Genomic DNA, 15,674 nt, shown 5'->3' on the forward strand with positions numbered 1-15,674 from the left:
TCAGTGCACTTCCTTCAGTTCGCGGTAGGCGGCCACCAGCGCGGCCGTGGAGGGGTCGAGGCCGGGGACGTCGGCGCCTTCGGTGAGGGCGGGTTCGACGCGCTTGGCGAGGACCTTGCCGAGTTCGACGCCCCACTGGTCGAAGGAGTCGATGTTCCAGATGGCGCCCTGGACGAAGACCTTGTGTTCGTAGAGGGCGATGAGCTGGCCGAGGACGGAGGGGGTCAGCTCGCGCGCGAGGATGGTCGTCGTGGGGTGGTTGCCCTGGAACGTCTTGTGCGCGACCAGGTCCTCGGGGACGCCTTCGGCGCGGACCTCGTCGGGGGTCTTGCCGAAGGCGAGGGCCTGGGTCTGGGCGAAGAAGTTGGCCATCAGCAGGTCGTGCTGGGCGGCCAGGCGGTCGTCCAGCCCGGCGACGGGGCGGGCGAAGCCGATGAAGTCCGCCGGGATCAGCTTCGTGCCCTGGTGGATGAGCTGGTAGTAGGCGTGCTGGCCGTTGGTGCCGGGGGTGCCCCACACGACCGGGCCGGTCTGCCACCGCACGGGCTGTCCGTCGCGGGTGACGGACTTGCCGTTGGACTCCATGTCGAGCTGCTGGAGATAGGCGGTGAACTTCGACAGGTAGTGGCTGTAGGGCAGGACGGCGTGGGACTGGGCGTCGTGGAAGTTGCCGTACCAGACGCCGAGCAGGCCCAGGATCAGCGGGGCGTTGGCCTCGGCGGGGGCGGTGCGGAAGTGGTCGTCGACGATGCGGAACCCGTCGAGCAGTTCGCGGAAGCGGTCCGGGCCGATGGCGATCATCAGGGACAGGCCGATCGCGGAGTCGAAGGAGTACCGGCCGCCGACCCAGTCCCAGAACCCGAACATGTTGGCCGTGTCGATGCCGAAGTCCGCGACCTTCTCCGCGTTGGTCGACAGGGCCACGAAGTGCCTGGCGACGGCCGCCTCGTCCTTCAGCGCGTCCAGCAGCCAGGCCCGCGCCGAGGTGGCGTTGGTGATCGTCTCGATCGTGGTGAACGTCTTGGAGGCGACGATGAACAGCGTCTCGGCCGGGTCCAGGTCCCGGACGGCCTCGTGCAGGTCGGCGCCGTCCACGTTCGACACGAAGCGGACGGTCAGCTCGCGGTCGGTGAACGCGCGCAGCGCCTCGTAGGCCATCGCGGGACCGAGGTCGGAACCGCCGATACCGATGTTGACGACGTTGCGGATGCGCCGGCCGGTGTGGCCGGTCCACTCCCCGGACCGCACCCGCCCGGCGAAGCCGGCCATCTTGTCCAGGACGGCGTGCACACCGGGCACGACGTTCTCACCGTCGACCTCGACGGCCGCGTCCGCCGGAGCGCGCAGCGCGGTGTGCAGCACCGCCCGGCCCTCGGTGACGTTGATCTTCTCCCCGCGGAACATCGCGTCCCGCAACTCGAAGACGTCCGTGGCGGCGGCCAGCTCCCGCAGCAGCGCCAGCGTCTCGTCGGTGATCAGGTGCTTGGAGTAGTCGATGCGCAGGTCGCCGACGCGTACGACATAGCGTTCCGCGCGCGCCGGGTCGGCGGCGAACAGCTCCCGCAGGTCGGGACGGGCCAGCGCGCCGGCGCGGTGGTCCTCCAGGGCCGTCCACTCGGGGCGGCGGATCAGCTCAGGGGTGTCAGACATGGACAGGCGTCTCCTTGGTGGCCTCACCGGTCAGGGCGATGGCGTACATCTCGTCCGCGTCGAGGCGCCGCAGCTCCTCGGCGATGAGTTCGGCGGTGGAACGCACCTTCAGCGCCAGGGTGCGCGGCGGCTGGCCGGGCAGGGTCAGGGTGGCCACCGGGCCCTCGGGCCGGTCGATGACGATCTCGCCGGCGGCGGTGTTCAGCCGGACGGTGGTGACGGCGGGGCCGTCGCTGACCCGCCGCTCGACGCCGACGCCGAGGCGGGCCTCCAGCCAGCGGGCCAGCAGTTCGGCGGCCGGGTTGTCGGCCTCGGCCTCCACGACCGCCGAGGTGACCTTCATCCGGGCCTGGTCCAGGGCGGCGGCCAGCATCGAGCGCCACAGTGTCAGCCGGGTCCAGGCGAGGTCGGTGTCGCCGGGGGCGTAGCTGCGCACCCGCTTGCCCAGGGTCTCCATCGGGTTCTCGACCGCGTACAGGTCGGTGATCCGGCGCTGGGCGAGCGCGCCGAGCGGGTCCTTGGCGGGGTTGTCCGGGGCGTCCACCGGCCACCACACGACCACCGGCGCGTCGGGCAGCAGCAGCGGCAGCACCACCGAGTCGGCGTGCCGCGAGACCTCGCCGTACATGCGCAGCACGACCGTCTCGCCGGTGCCGGCCTCGGAGCCGACCCGGACCTCCGCGTCCAGGTGCGACTTGGTGCGCTCGCGCGGGTTGCGGGTGTGCCGCTTGATGACGACCAGGGTCCGCGAGGGGTGCTCGTGCGAGGCTTCCTCGGCGGCCTTGATGGCGTCGTAGGCGTTCTCCTCGTCCGTGACGATGACCATCGTCAGGACCATGCCCACGGCCGGGGTGCCGATGGCCCGGCGGCCCTGGACCAGCGCCTTGTTGATCTTGCTTGCCGTGGTGTCGGTCAGGTCGATCCTCATGGCCTGCGCCAGCTCCGTCCGTCTCGTGCGAGCATCTCGTCGGCTTCCTGCGGGCCCCAGCTGCCGGAGGCGTACTGGGCCGGCTTGCCGTGGGTGGCCCAGTACTCCTCGACCGGGTCGAGGATGCGCCAGGACTCCTCCACCTCCTGGTGACGCGGGAAGAGGTTCGCGTCGCCGAGGAGGACGTCCAGGATCAGCCGCTCGTACGCCTCGGGGCTGGACTCGGTGAAGGACTCGCCGTAGGCGAAGTCCATCGACACGTCCCGGATCTCCATCGAGGTGCCCGGCACCTTGGAGCCGAAGCGCACCGTCATCCCCTCGTCCGGCTGGACGCGGATCACGACCGCGTTGGCGCCGAGTTCCTCGGTGGCCGTCTGGTCGAAGGGGGAGTGCGGGGCGCGCTGGAAGACGACCGCGATCTCGGTGACCCGCCGGCCCAGGCGCTTGCCGGTGCGCAGGTAGAAGGGGACGCCCGCCCAGCGGCGGTTGTCGATCGCCAGCCTCATGGCGGCGTAGGTGTCGGTGGTGGAGGCCGGGTCGATGCCGTCCTCCTCCAGATAGCCGCGCACCTGCTCACCGCCCTGCCAGCCGCCCGCGTACTGGCCCCGCACGGTGTGCAGGCCCAGGTCGTCCGGCAGCCGCACCGCCCGGAACACCTTCAGCTTCTCGGTGAGCAGCGACGCCGCGTCGAAGGAGGCGGGCTCCTCCATCGCGGTGAGCGCCATCAGCTGAAGAAGGTGGTTCTGGATGACGTCACGGGCGGAGCCGATGCCGTCGTAGTAGCCGGCCCGGCCGCCGATGCCGATGTCCTCGGCCATGGTGATCTGCACGTGGTCGACGTAGGACCGGTTCCAGATCGGCTCGAACATCGTGTTGGCGAAGCGCAGCGCCAGGATGTTCTGGACGGTCTCCTTGCCCAGGTAGTGGTCGATGCGGAAGACCTGGTCCGGTTCGAACACATCGTGCACGAGCGCGTTCAGCTCCTGCGCGCTCGCCAGGTCGTGTCCGAACGGCTTCTCGATGACCGCGCGGCGCCAGGAGCCCTCCGGGGCGTCCGCCAGACCGTGCTTCTTCAGCTGCTGGACGACCTTCGGGAAGAACTTCGGCGGCACCGAGAGGTAGAAGGCGTAGTTGCCGCTGGTGCCCCGGGAGGCGTCCAGCTCGTCCACGGCCTTGCGCAGCTCCTCGAAGGCGTGGTCGTCGTCGAAGTCGCCGGGGATGAACCGCATGCCCTCGGAGAGCTGCTGCCAGACCTCCTCGCGGAACTCGGTGCGGGCGTGCTCCTTGACGGCCTCGTGCACCACCTGCGCGAAGTCCTGGTCCTCCCAGTCCCGGCGGGCGAAGCCCACCAGGGAGAAGCCCGGGGGCAGCAGGCCGCGGTTGGCCAGGTCGTACACGGCCGGCATCAGCTTCTTGCGGGACAGGTCACCCGTCACGCCGAAGATGACCAGGCCCGACGGGCCCGCGATGCGCGGCAGCCGGCGGTCCTGGGCGTCCCGCAGCGGGTTCTCCCAGTCCTGCACGGGGATCTGCGCGGCGTCCCCGTCCGCGACCGGGCGCCGCGCGGCGCCGCCGCCGGACGCCGGGGCCGCCCCGGGGCCGGCGTCCACGCCACCCGCGGCCTCCTGGGCGTCCCGGACCTCCTCGGCCTCCTTCGTCGCCTTGGTGTCCGAGGCTGCCGCCTCGGCCCCCGGGGCGTCCGGGTCGGGAAGCTTCTTGCTCATTCCCCGTCAACTCCCTTGTCGTCGGCCTTGCTGTCGAGGGACTTCGTCACGGCGTCCAGCAGGTCCTGCCAGGCCGCCTCGAACTTGGCCACGCCCTCGCGTTCCAGCTGCTCCACCACCTCGTCGTACGAGATGCCGAGCCGCTCCACGGCGGCGAGGTCGGCCCTCGCCCGGTCGTAGCCGCCGGTGACCGTGTCTCCCCGGACGTCACCGTGATCGGCGGTGGCGGCCAGCGTGGCCTCCGGCATGGTGTTCACGGTGCCGGGAGCGACCAGTTCCTCCACGTACAGGGTGTCCCGGTACGCCGGATCCTTCACCCCGGTGGACGCCCACAGGGGACGCTGGCGCTGGGCGCCGGTACCCGCCAGGGCGGTGAAACGGTCCCCCGCGAAGACCTCCTCGTACGCCTCGTAGGCCAGCCGGGCGTTGGCCAGCGCCGCCCGGCCCTTCAGGGCGAGGGCCTCGTCGGTGCCCAGCACGGACAGCCGCTTGTCGATCTCGCTGTCGACGCGGGAGACGAAGAAGGAGGCGACCGAGTGGACCGTGGCCAGGTCGTGGCCGGCGGCCCGCGCCTTCTCCAGGCCGGCGAGGTAGGCGTCCATCACCTCGCGGTAGCGCTCCAGGGAGAAGATCAGCGTCACGTTCACGCTGATGCCTGCGCCGATCACCTCGGTGATCGCCGGGAGACCGGCCCTGGTCGCCGGGATCTTGATCATGACGTTGGGGCGGTCCACCAGCCAGAACAGCTGGCGGGCCTCGGCGACGGTCGCCGCCGTGTCATGGGCCAGGCGCGGGTCGACCTCGATGGAGACCCGGCCGTCCCGGCCGCCGGTCGCCTCGTACACCGGGCGCAGCACGTCGGCGGCGGCGCGGACGTCGGCGGTGGTCATCATCCGGACGGCCTCGTCCACGGTGACGCCGCGCACCGCGAGATCGGCGAGCTGCTCCTCGTAGCCCGCGCCGGAGCCGATGGCCGCCTGGAAGATGGAGGGGTTGGTGGTGACGCCGACGACGCCCCCGGTCTCGACGAGCCGGGCCAGGTCGCCCGATTCGATCCGCGTGCGGGACAGGTCGTCCAGCCAGACGGAGACGCCCTCGTCGGCCAGGCGCTCCAGCGCTCCCGGGGTCCCGGTTGCTTCGGTCACAGTGATCATCATCTTCTTTCTGGCGTTGCGATCAACCGCGGGCGGCGGCGACGGATTCCCGGGCCGCGGCGGCGACGTTCTCGGCGGTGAAGCCGTACTCGGCGAACAGGGTCTTGGCGTCGGCGGAGGCGCCGTAGTGCTCCAGCGAGACGATGCGTCCCGCGTCACCGACGTAGCGGTACCAGGTCAGGGCGATCCCGGCCTCGACGGCCACCCGGGCCTTCACGGCCGGCGGCAGGACGCGCTCGCGGTAGGCCCGCGGCTGCTCCTCGAACCACTCGACGGACGGCATCGACACCACCCGGGTGGGTGTCCCCTCCGCCTCCAGCAGCTCGCGCGCGGCGACGGCGACCTGCACCTCGGAGCCGGTGGCGATCAGGATCACCTCGGGGGCACCGGTGGACGCGTCCCGCAGGACGTAGCCGCCCTTGGCCGCGTCCGGGTCCGCCTCGTACACCGGCAGGCCCTGCCGGCTGAGGGCGAGGCCGTGCGGGGCGGGGGAGGTGGAGTGGCGGCGCAGGATCTCGGCCCAGGCCGTCGCGGTCTCGTTGGCGTCGGCCGGGCGGACCACGTTCAGGCCAGGGATGGCGCGCAGCGCGGCCAGGTGTTCGACCGGCTGGTGGGTCGGGCCGTCCTCGCCGAGGCCGATGGAGTCGTGCGTCCAGACGTACGTCACCGGCAGCTGCATCAGCGCCGACATGCGCACGGCGTTGCGCATGTAGTCGGAGAAGGTCAGGAAGGTGCCGCCGTAGACACGGGTGTTGCCGTGCAGCGCGATGCCGTTCATCTCGGCGGCCATCGAGAACTCGCGGATGCCGAAGTGGACCGTACGGCCGTACGGGTCGGCGCCCGGCAGCGGATTGCCCTCGGGGAGGAAGGACGAGCCCTTGTCGATCGTCGTGTTGTTCGAGCCGGCCAGGTCGGCGGAGCCGCCCCACAGCTCGGGCAGGACCGGGCCGAGCGCCTGGAGCACCTTGCCGGACGCGGCCCGGGTGGCGACCGACCGGCCCGGTTCGAACACCGGCAGCGCGTCCTGCCAGCCCTCGGGGAGCCGGCCGGCGACCACGCGGTCGAACAGCTCGGCGCGCTCCGGCCGGGCGTCGCGCCACGCGGCGATCCGCTTGTCCCAGGCGGCGTGCGCCTCGGCGCCCCGGTCCAGGGCCCCGCGGGTGTGGGCGAGGACCTCGTCGGCGACCTCGAAGGACCGCTCCGGGTCGAAGCCGAGCACCCGCTTGGTGGCGGCCACCTCGTCCGCGCCGAGGGCGGAACCGTGCGCGGCCTCGGTGTTCTGCGCGTTCGGGGCGGGCCAGGCGATGATCGTGCGCATGGCGATGATGGAGGGGCGGCCGGTCTCGGCCCTGGCCGCCGTCAGCGCCTCGTACAGGGCGTGCACGTCGACGTCGCCGTTCTCGGCGGGCTCGACGCGCTGGGTGTGCCAGCCGTACGCCTCGTAGCGCCCCAGGACGTCCTCGGAGAAGGCGGTGGCGGTGTCGCCCTCGATGGAGATGTGGTTGTCGTCGTAGAGGAGGACCAGGTTGCCGAGCCTCTGGTGCCCGGCCAGCGAGGACGCCTCGGCGGAGACGCCCTCCTGGAGGTCGCCGTCGGAGACGATCGCCCAGATGGTGTGGTCGAAGGGCGACTCGCCCTCCGGTGCCTCGGGGTCGAACAGGCCGCGCTCGTAGCGGGCGGCCATCGCCATGCCCACCGCGTTGGCGACGCCCTGGCCGAGCGGTCCGGTGGTGGTCTCGACGCCGGCCGTGTGCCCGTACTCGGGGTGGCCGGGGGTCTTCGACCCCTGCGTCCGGAACGCCTTCAGGTCGTCCAGCTCCAGCTCGTACCCGGCGAGGTACAGCTGCGTGTAGAGGGTCAGCGAGGTGTGGCCGGGGGAGAGGACGAAGCGGTCACGTCCGGTCCACTCGGGATCGGCGGGATCGTGACGCATCACCTTCTGAAAGATCGTGTAGGCGGCCGGGGCGAGGGCCATCGCCGTCCCCGGGTGTCCGTTGCCGACCTTCTGCACGGCATCGGCGGCGAGAACACGCGCCGTGTCGACGGCACGCCGGTCGAGTTCGGTCCATGCGAAGCGGTCCGCGGTGTGCGTGCTCATCTTCAAGAGTTCCTCGATGGGAGCGGGGTGGCTGGTCTGACGTGTTCAAACTTAAAAGTCGGACTTTTGGGAGTGAAGGTCGTCGTGTGCCAGCCTGTGGTGAAACTGGGACACGGCTCGGGCACGCGTGTGCGCGAGCGGACGGTACGAGAAGGACATGGCGGACGAACAGTACGAAGGCGCGGGCGGCGACGGGATCAGAACGTTCCCCTTCCCGGTCGATCTCAGCCTCCTCGGCGTCGGTATGCAGGTCGGCCCGATGGGCACGGGCCGCACCTGGCACGCGCAGGCCCCGCTGCACCGGGTGCACCGCATCGACTTCCACGTCGTCATGCTCTTCACGGGTGACCGCCCGGTCCGCCACATGATCGACTTCGCCGAGTACGAGGCGTCCGCCGGCGACCTGCTGTGGATCCGTCCCGGACAGGTCCACCGCTTCTCCCGGCCCGGCGAGTACCGCGGAACCGTGCTGACCATGCAGCCCGGCTTCCTGCCCCGCGCCACCGTCGAGGCCACCGGCCTCTACCGCTACGACCTGCCGCCGCTGCTGCGCCCCGACGCCGCCCGGCTCGCCGCCCTGACCGCCTCCCTCGACCAGCTGAGGCGCGAGTACGAGGACGCCACCACCCTGCCGCTGAGCCTGCACACGGCGGTGCTGCGGCACACCCTGACCGCGTTTCTGCTGCGCCTCGCGCACCAGGCGCACCTGGCGGCCGGCGGCTCGCCCGAGGCGGACCGGTCGAGGCAGGCGGACGCCCAGGGGGACACCACCTTCACCCTGTTCCGGGACGCGGTGGAGCGGGGCTTCGCCACCAACCACAGCGTCAGCGCCTACGCGGACGCGCTCGGCTACTCCCGCCGCACCCTGGTCCGCGCGGTGCGCGCCGCGACCGGCGAGACCCCCAAGGCGTTCATCGACAAGCGGGTGATCCTGGAGGCCAAGCGGCTCCTCGCCCACACCGACCTGCCGATCGGGCGGGTCGGCGCGGCGCTCGGCTTCCCGGACGCGGCGAACTTCTCCAAGTTCTTCCACCAGCACACGGACCAGACGCCCGCCGCCTTCCGGGCGGAACTCAGCCGTTGATCGGCCGCCGGTAAAGGGTTGGCCAACTCACGTTCCGATAACGGAAGATGAACAAAAGGTGACCATTTCGAACGTCGGTGCTAAAGTTCCGCCCGATGGTCGCAGTGGTCGGGGGGGAACACGGCGGGCCGCGTCGATACGACCGCCACCACTGGGAAATCCGCCTCTGCTCCGTCGAGACCCTTCTCCTTCTCCAGCAGAGGCCACCCGCATGAAGCGCGTCCTGATCCAGGCCGGCAGCCACCCCTTCGACACCCCCACGCTCGAAAGCACCCTGGTGCGCAACAGCATCCGGGGCAACGTCGGCAACCTGATGTACACCAACGCGGCGTACAAGCACCTCTCGGTACCGGGCCGCGCCGAGATCCAGGTGGACACCAAGCACTTCATCGATCTCACGCCGGAGGACGCGGACCGGATCAATGACGCGTGCGATGTCTTCGTCATTCCGATGGCCAACGCGTTCAAGCGGAAGTTCGTCCCGCACCTGCACATCCTGGCCGACGTCATCGGCAAGCTGAAGGTGCCGGTGGTGGTGCTCGGCGTCGGCGCGCAGGCGTCCCTGGCCAACGACACCGCCCAGCTCGCCCCCGTCGACGACGCCGTGAAGCGGTTCATCGGCGCGGTCCTGGACCGTTCGGCCTCCATCGGCGTCCGCGGCGAGTTCACCCAGCGCTACCTCGGGGAGCTGGGCTTCGCCGACGTCGACGTCATCGGCTGCCCCTCGGTCTACCTCCGCGGCCCCGGCTTCCGCATGGGGCACGCGGCGGGCGGGGCGCTGCCGGACCGCCCGCGCATCGCCCTCTCCACCGCGCTGCGGCTGGCCAACTCCGGCCTCGCCGCGCGGATCAACGAGGCCATCCTCCGCCGGCACCCCGATCTGACGTACTTCGCCCAGGAGGGCCGGGACCTCCAGACGCTCTACTGGGGCGACACCTCCATCGCCGCCGGGCAGCAGCAGCCGATGCCCAGCCTCACCTCCCACCCGCTGATCCGCAGCGCCGACGTGTGCGTGCCCCTGGAACCGCACAGCTGGATCGACGCGCTCGCCGGCTACGACTTCGCGGTCGGCACGCGCATCCACGGCAACATCGCGGCGCTGGTGGCCGGCACCCCGGCATTCGTCTTCGCGCACGACTCCCGGACGCTGGAACTCTCCCGCTACCACCACATCCCGCACCGGGCCCTCACCGACCTGCGGCCCGACACCGACGTCGCCGAGCTGTACGCGCAGACCGACTACACGGCCTTCGACGAGCACTACGACGAGGGATTCCGCCGCCTGCTCGACTTCATGACGAAGAACGGCCTGGAGAACGCCTACGAGCACGGCGACGGCGGCGAGGCGTACGACAAGAGAATCGCCGCCACCGAATTCACCCCGCCCTTCCGGCGTTCCGAGGCCGAGGGCAAGGACGACCTCCTTTTCCGCATGACCCTGCTCCGGGAGCAGAACAAGGAAACGGCGGCCAGGGCGGCGCGGGCGGAGAAGAAGGCCGCCGCGCAGGCGGACCGCATAAAGAAGCTGGAGACGAAACTCACCACGGTCCAGAGTTCCGCCGCCGCGAAGCAGAAGGCCCTGGAGAAGCGGCTCGCGGCGCTGGAGGCGCAGGCGAAGAAGAAGCCGTCCGGCAAGGCGCGCCGGCTGGTGAAGCGGCTCACCTCCCAGTAGACGCGCACCCGCTTCCGGCGGAGCCGGGACGGCCCCCCGCCGGACCGTCTCCCGGTCCGGCGGGGGGCCGCGTCGCACGCCCGGCGGTTCAGCGTCCGAAGCTGAACCAGTTCACGTTGACGAAGTCGGCCGGCTGGCCGCTGGTGAACGTCAGATACACGTCATGGGTGCCCGTCACGCCGGAGATGTTGGCCGGGATCGTCCGCCACGACTGCCAGCCCCCGGTGCCGCCCACCGCGAAGCTGCCGACCGGCGTGGCGGTACGGCTGTCCAGGCGCACCTCGACCAGCCCGCTGACGCCGGCCGCCGCCCCGCTCGCCACGCGCGCGGTGAACTGCGTCGCCGCGGTCGAACCGAAGTTCACACCCTTGTACTGCGCCCAGTCGCCGTTGGCCAGGGCGCCCAGGTTCTGCCCGCCGCCGGTGTCGGACGTGGTCTCGGCCAGCACGCCCGACTGGGCGTCGTAGGACTCGGCCTGGATGGTGCCGTAGGCGTCCCGGTTCCCGGTCGGGGGCGGGGTGGTGCCGCCGCCCGCCGACAGCACCTGGACGTAGTCGACCAGCATCGGGTGGCCGGGCACGGTGCCGCTGTCCGGGCCGCCGCCGAAGGCGCCCGGGAAGCCGCCGCCCATCGCCACGTTGAGGATGATGAAGAAGCCGTGGTTCGTGGCGTTCGACCAGGTGGCGGCGTCCATCTGGTCGGCGCGCACGGTGTGGAAACCGACGCCGTCGACGTAGAAGCGGATCTGCTCCACGGCGGTCGAGCGGTCCCACTCCATCCGGTAGGTGTGGAAGGCCGACTGGCAGGTGGCACCCGGACAGGCGGTCGAACCGCCGATGCCCGTCGTCTCGTTGCAGGGGCCGCCCGGGTTGGTGCCGCAGTGCATCGTCGACCAGACGGTGTTGAGGCCCTGGACGTTCTCCATGATGTCCAGCTCGCCCACGCCCGGCCAGTTCCAGTAGTTGCCCCGGAACGGCGCGCCCAGCATCCAGAAGGCGGGCCAGTAGCCCTTGGCGGCGGCACCGGTCACGTTCGGCATCTGGATGCGCGCCTCGACGCTCAGTCTGCCGCCGGACGGGGGCTGGAAGTCGGTGCGGTTGGTCTCGATCCGGCCCGAGGTCCACTTGCCGGCACTGTCGCGCAGCGGGGTGATGCGCAGGTTGCCGTTGCCGTCGAGGGAGACGTTGTTCGTGGAGGACGTCATCGTCTCCACTTCGCCGGTGCCCCAGTTGGCGGCACCGCCGGGGTACGACGTGCCCGTCGCGTACTGCCAGTCGGCGGTGTTGACGCCGGAGCCGGCCGCGCCGTTGAAGTCGTCGGCGAAGACCTGGGTCCAGCCGGACGGGGGCGTGGGCGCGGAGGCGTCCGCGGGGGCGGCGAGGGTGGCGCCGGCCACGGCCAGGCCGAGGGCGCCCAGCGCGGCGACGAGCGCGCGCCGCAGGGGCCTTCGTCTGTTGAGGGTGCCGGAGGGTGCGCTCATGGGGTGCCTCTCGGTACGGGGAGTGGGATGCGGGGCACTGCGCACTCTGAGAGCGCTCTCAGAGTGCGGCCAATGTGCTCTCCGGGCCTCCGGCCGTCAAGAGGTGAAGCAGAGAAAGTGCCTCCGCCGCAGGGGAGTTCACGGGGTGAACGCCGGTGCGGACGGGGCGGGGCAGGGGGCGCGAGGCGGCGCGGGCCGGCCCCGTCCGCGCGGGGCGCGGCGGTCAGGCGAGCGCGCTGCCCGCCTTCCACTTCTTCCAGGAGAGGTTCCAGCCGTTGAGCCCGTTGGCCGGGTCGACGGTCTCCTCGCCCGAGTTCTTCACGATCACCACGTCACCGAGGAGGGAACCGTCGTAGAACTCGTACCCCGCGGTCGCCTTGTCCTTCCCGCCCTTGGCGTCGTGCAGGCCGATGCAGCCGTGGGTGCCGTTGCTGTGGCCGAAGGCGGAGGCGGCGGTCCAGTAGTTGCCGTGGATGAAGGTGCCGGAGGTGGTCAGCCGCTGGGCGTGCGGCACGTCCGCGATGTCGTACTCGTCACCGAGGCCGACCGTCGAGGACTGCATCCGGGTCTCCTTCAGCCGCTCGCTGATGACCATGATCCCGGACCAGGTGGTGTGCTCGCCGTCCCCGCCGGTGACGGGGTAGGCGGCGGTCTTCGCGCCGTCCCGGACGACCGTCATCCTCTCGGTCCTCAGGTCGACGGTGCTGATCTGCGACCGCCCGATACGGAAGGTGAGGGACTTCGTCTGCGTGCCGTACAGACCGGCGGCGGCGCGTACGCCGGCCAGCCGGAGGTCCACGGTGACCGTCGTCCCGGGTGCCCAGTACGTCTTCGGCCGGAAGTCCAGCCGGGTGTCGCCGAACCAGTGGCCGGCCACCTCGACTCCCGGGTCGGCGGTGACCGTGATCGCCGACTCCACCGCGGCCCTGTCGGTCACCGCGTGCGAGAAGGTGACCGACACCGGCATGCCGACGCCGTAGGTGCCGCCCGCCTCGGGGGTCACGGTCGCGGTGAGGGCGCGGGTCTTCGCGGCGACGGCCGCCGTGCCGGTACCGTCGGCCGCTCGCGCGGTGCCGCCCGCCGCGCCGGCCAGGGCCGCCGCCACCGGCACGGCACCGAGCGCCGCGAGGACCCCGCGCCGGGACCACCGCCCGGGCTGGATGTCCTGCTGGTCGGATGTGCGGTGGCTGCTCACGGTCGGGCCTTTCGGGTGTTCGGCGTGGATCGGACGCAGTCTGCACCTTATAGCTGGGTCGGTGCTGTGAAGGGCTGTTCGTCACCTGGGGAGGCTGTGAGAAAAGTGGCAGAAGTGAACAGGAGGTAAGGGGACGTGGCGTGGCTCACGCCTCGGCCGGCAGGGGCCCTGCCGCTGTTCGGCCGTGGCGCCGTGAGCACGTGCTGCGCACCGCCGGCGCCGGGGTGCGCGTGCTGTTCACCCTTGGTCCCCGTGAAAGGCGTGCTGCTCAGCTCCGGCCCGAGCGGGGGTGTGCTGCTCAGCCCCGGCCCGCACGGGGGCTCGCTGCGCATGCCCGGCCCCGTACGACGGGACGCGCCGCTCACCCTCCGGGCCGCCAGCCCAGTGCCCGGGAGATCCCGCGTCCCGCCAGCCGTACCGCCGGCCCCAGCACCGGCACCCGGCCGTCGCCGTGCGGCACGACCACGGAGACGGCGGCGGTCACCGTCCCGTCCGGCCCGCGCACCGGGGCCGCCACCGACAGCGCGTCGTCGGTGACCTGCCGGTCACTGACGGCCACCCCGGTCCGCCGGATCTCCGCCAGCCCGCGGCGCAGCACCGCCGGGTCGGTGACCGTGTACGGGGTGAAGGCGGCCAGCGGACCGGCGCAGTACTCCTCCTGGAACCCGCGCGGCCCGTGCGCCAGCAGGGCCAGCCCGACCCCGGTGGCGTGCAGCGGCCAGCGCGCCCCGACCCGGATGTGCACCCCGACCGCCGACCGGCCCGACAGCCACTCGACGTACACCACCTCGCCGCCGTCCCGCACCGCGAGCTGCACGTTCTCGTGCGTCGCCTCGTACAGGTCCTCCAGATACGGCAGTGCCACCTGCCGCAGCGCCAGGCCGCGCGGCGCGAGCGCGGCGACCTCCCACAGCCGCAGCCCCACGTGGTACCGCCCCGCCCCGTCGCGCTCCAGCGCGCCCCACCGGGTCAGGGCGCCCACCAGCCGGTGCGCGGTGGTCAGCGTGAGCCCGGTCCGCCGGCTGATGTCCGTCAGGCACAGCGCGGGGTGCTCGTGGTCGAAGGCGGCGAGCACCGACAGCAGCCGCTCGGGCGCGGTGGGCGGCATGGGGGCTCTTCCGGACGGGGGCAGACGGCGTCCCCGGTGAAAGTAGGCACCGGCCGGACAGCCGTCAATACACCGGTACGACCCGGACCGGGCACCGGCGCCGGCCGTGCCATGATCGGCCCCAGCGCGGCGCCGGCGGCGGGCCGGCCGGTGAGGGAAGGACACGGCCATGAGGCTGACGATTCTGGGCGGCGGCGGATTCCGGGTGCCGCTGGTGTACGGGGCGCTGCTCGGGGACCGCGGCGGGCGCCGGGTGACCGAGGTGGTGCTGCACGACCTCGACGCGGCCCGGCTGGCGGCGGTGACCCGGGTCCTGGCCGAACAGGCCGCCGCCGTGTCCGACGCGCCCCGCGTCACGGCCACCACCGACCTGGACGAGGCGCTCACCGGCGCCGACTTCGTCTTCTCCGCGATCCGCGTCGGCGGTCTTCAGGGCCGCGCCGAGGACGAACGGGTGGCGCTCGCCGAGGGCGTCCTCGGACAGGAGACGGTCGGCGCGGGCGGCATCGCCTACGGGCTGCGGACCGTGCCCGTCGCCGTCGACATCGCCCGCCGGGTGGCCCGCCTCGCCCCCGACGCCTGGGTCATCAACTTCACCAACCCCGCCGGGCTGGTCACCGAGGCGATGTCCCGCCACCTCGGCGACCGGGTCATCGGCATCTGCGACTCGCCGGTCGGCCTCGGCCGCCGGATCGCCCGCGTCCTCGGCGCCGACCCGGCCGAGGCGTTCGTCGACTACGTCGGCCTCAACCACCTCGGCTGGGTGCGCGGCCTGCGCGTCGCCGGCCGCGACGAACTCCCGCGGCTGCTCGCCGACCCCGCCCTGCTCGGCTCCTTCGAGGAGGGCCGCCTCTTCGGCCCCGACTGGCTGCGCTCCCTCGGCGCGATCCCCAACGAGTACCTGCACTACTACTACTTCAACCGGGAGACCGTCCGCGCCTACCAGGAGGCCGGGCGCACCCGCGGCGCCTTCCTCCGCGACCAGCAGTCCGGCTTCTACGCCGAGGCCCGCGACCCCGGCGTCTCCGCGCTGGAGCTGTGGGAACGGACCCGCGCCGAGCGGGAGGCCACCTACATGTCCGAGAACCGGGAGGCGGCCGGCGCGGGCGAGCGCGAGGCCGAGGACCTCGCCGGCGGCTACGAGAAGGTGGCCCTCGCCCTGATGCGGGCCATCGCCCACGGCGAGCGCACCACCCTGATCCTCAACGTCCGCAACGGCACGGCCCTCGCCGCGCTGGACGCCGACGCCGTCATCGAGGTGCCCTGCGTGGTCGACGCCGCCGGGGCCCGGCCGGTCGCGGTGGACCCCCTGCCCGGCCACGCCACCGCCCTGGTCTGCGCGGTCAAGGCCGTCGAACGCGAGGTGCTCGCGGCGGCCGGCTCCGGCTCCCGCGCCCACGCCGTCGCGGCCTTCGCCCTGCACCCGCTGGTCGACTCCGTCACCGTCGCCCGCCGCCTCCTCGACGGCTACACGGCCGTCCACCCCGGCCTCGCGTACCTGCGCTGACCCGGCGGAGTACCTCCCACGGAGAAGCTGACCCGGTGGAGTACCTCCCACGGAGACTGCACGGCGTAGCACGC

11 protein-coding genes are annotated in these 15,674 nt (G+C 72.1%); 3 read left to right on the forward strand and 8 right to left on the reverse strand.

All coding sequences use genetic code 11. From position 1 onward, the window contains the following. The 5 genes from pgi to tkt are packed head-to-tail and all read right to left on the reverse strand — an operon-like array spanning position 1 to position 7,554. Positions 1–1,650 carry a glucose-6-phosphate isomerase gene (gene pgi / locus Sdagh_RS23265; RefSeq protein ID WP_226535598.1) on the reverse strand — a complete coding sequence of 550 codons (1,650 nt, stop codon included), beginning with the start codon at positions 1,648–1,650 and terminating at the stop codon, positions 1–3. Continuing rightward, positions 1,643–2,578 carry a glucose-6-phosphate dehydrogenase assembly protein OpcA gene (gene opcA / locus Sdagh_RS23270; protein WP_226535600.1) on the reverse strand — a complete coding sequence of 312 codons (936 nt, stop codon included), beginning with the start codon at positions 2,576–2,578 and terminating at the stop codon, positions 1,643–1,645. The genes pgi and opcA overlap by 8 nt, the downstream gene beginning before the upstream one ends. Continuing rightward, positions 2,575–4,302 carry a glucose-6-phosphate dehydrogenase gene (gene zwf / locus Sdagh_RS23275; RefSeq protein WP_189415555.1) on the reverse strand — a complete coding sequence of 576 codons (1,728 nt, stop codon included), beginning with the start codon at positions 4,300–4,302 and terminating at the stop codon, positions 2,575–2,577. Before zwf ends, opcA begins: the two co-directional genes overlap by 4 nt. After that, positions 4,299–5,456, reverse strand: coding sequence for a transaldolase (tal, locus tag Sdagh_RS23280; RefSeq protein WP_190009596.1), 1,158 nt, complete (start codon positions 5,454–5,456; stop codon positions 4,299–4,301). The genes zwf and tal overlap by 4 nt, the downstream gene beginning before the upstream one ends. Positions 5,457–5,478: 22 nt before the next feature. Beyond that, the gene (gene tkt, locus Sdagh_RS23285) at positions 5,479–7,554 is read right to left on the reverse strand and encodes a transketolase (protein WP_189415558.1); all 2,076 of its coding nucleotides are present in this window, start codon (positions 7,552–7,554) and stop codon (positions 5,479–5,481) included. Between the two features lie 157 nt (positions 7,555–7,711). On the opposite strand from tkt, the gene Sdagh_RS23290 reads away from it, so the two are divergent. Both Sdagh_RS23290 and Sdagh_RS23295 read left to right on the forward strand, forming a co-directional pair. Next, on the forward strand, positions 7,712–8,638 hold the full coding sequence (locus tag Sdagh_RS23290) for a helix-turn-helix transcriptional regulator (protein WP_190009592.1): 927 nt from the start codon (positions 7,712–7,714) through the stop codon (positions 8,636–8,638). A gap of 211 nt (positions 8,639–8,849) precedes the next feature. Further along, positions 8,850–10,310, forward strand: coding sequence for a polysaccharide pyruvyl transferase family protein (locus tag Sdagh_RS23295; protein ID WP_190077105.1), 1,461 nt, complete (start codon positions 8,850–8,852; stop codon positions 10,308–10,310). Between the two features lie 88 nt (positions 10,311–10,398). Here the strand turns inward: Sdagh_RS23295 and Sdagh_RS23300 are convergent, their stop codons facing one another. From Sdagh_RS23300 to Sdagh_RS23310, 3 genes are all read right to left on the reverse strand, one after another. After that, positions 10,399–11,790 carry a glycoside hydrolase family 16 protein gene (locus Sdagh_RS23300; protein WP_189415564.1) on the reverse strand — a complete coding sequence of 464 codons (1,392 nt, stop codon included), beginning with the start codon at positions 11,788–11,790 and terminating at the stop codon, positions 10,399–10,401. Between the two features lie 223 nt (positions 11,791–12,013). Then, positions 12,014–13,036 (reverse strand): L,D-transpeptidase, encoded by a 1,023-nt coding sequence (locus Sdagh_RS23305; RefSeq protein WP_370594980.1) that lies wholly within the window; start codon positions 13,034–13,036, stop codon positions 12,014–12,016. Positions 13,037–13,346: 310 nt separating this feature from the next. Next, positions 13,347–14,093, reverse strand: coding sequence for an IclR family transcriptional regulator (locus tag Sdagh_RS23310; RefSeq protein ID WP_190009586.1), 747 nt, complete (start codon positions 14,091–14,093; stop codon positions 13,347–13,349). 169 nt (positions 14,094–14,262) lie between these two features. Here Sdagh_RS23310 and Sdagh_RS23315 point away from each other — a divergent pair, with 169 nt between their 5' ends. Continuing rightward, positions 14,263–15,600, forward strand: a complete 1,338-nt coding sequence (locus tag Sdagh_RS23315; protein ID WP_189415571.1) for a 6-phospho-beta-glucosidase — start codon at positions 14,263–14,265, stop codon at positions 15,598–15,600. The last annotated feature ends 74 nt before the right edge of the window (positions 15,601–15,674 follow it).

Source organism: Streptomyces daghestanicus (assembly GCF_020521275.1).
GTDB classification, from domain to species: domain Bacteria; phylum Actinomycetota; class Actinomycetes; order Streptomycetales; family Streptomycetaceae; genus Streptomyces; species Streptomyces griseoviridis.

Bases quoted from the DNA above. Each gene is read 5' to 3' on its own strand.
- pgi (WP_226535598.1), bottom strand. From the start codon at position 1,650: ATGTCTGACACCCCTGAGCTGATCCGCCGCCCCGAGTGGACGGCCCTG.
- Sdagh_RS23300 (WP_189415564.1), bottom strand. From the start codon at position 11,790: ATGAGCGCACCCTCCGGCACCCTCAACAGACGAAGGCCCCTGCGGCGC.
- zwf (WP_189415555.1), bottom strand. From the start codon at position 4,302: ATGAGCAAGAAGCTTCCCGACCCGGACGCCCCGGGGGCCGAGGCGGCA.
- Sdagh_RS23310 (WP_190009586.1), bottom strand. From the start codon at position 14,093: ATGCCGCCCACCGCGCCCGAGCGGCTGCTGTCGGTGCTCGCCGCCTTC.
- Sdagh_RS23295 (WP_190077105.1), top strand. From the start codon at position 8,850: ATGAAGCGCGTCCTGATCCAGGCCGGCAGCCACCCCTTCGACACCCCC.
- opcA (WP_226535600.1), bottom strand. From the start codon at position 2,578: ATGAGGATCGACCTGACCGACACCACGGCAAGCAAGATCAACAAGGCG.
- Sdagh_RS23290 (WP_190009592.1), top strand. From the start codon at position 7,712: ATGGCGGACGAACAGTACGAAGGCGCGGGCGGCGACGGGATCAGAACG.
- Sdagh_RS23315 (WP_189415571.1), top strand. From the start codon at position 14,263: ATGAGGCTGACGATTCTGGGCGGCGGCGGATTCCGGGTGCCGCTGGTG.
- tal (WP_190009596.1), bottom strand. From the start codon at position 5,456: ATGATCACTGTGACCGAAGCAACCGGGACCCCGGGAGCGCTGGAGCGC.
- tkt (WP_189415558.1), bottom strand. From the start codon at position 7,554: ATGAGCACGCACACCGCGGACCGCTTCGCATGGACCGAACTCGACCGG.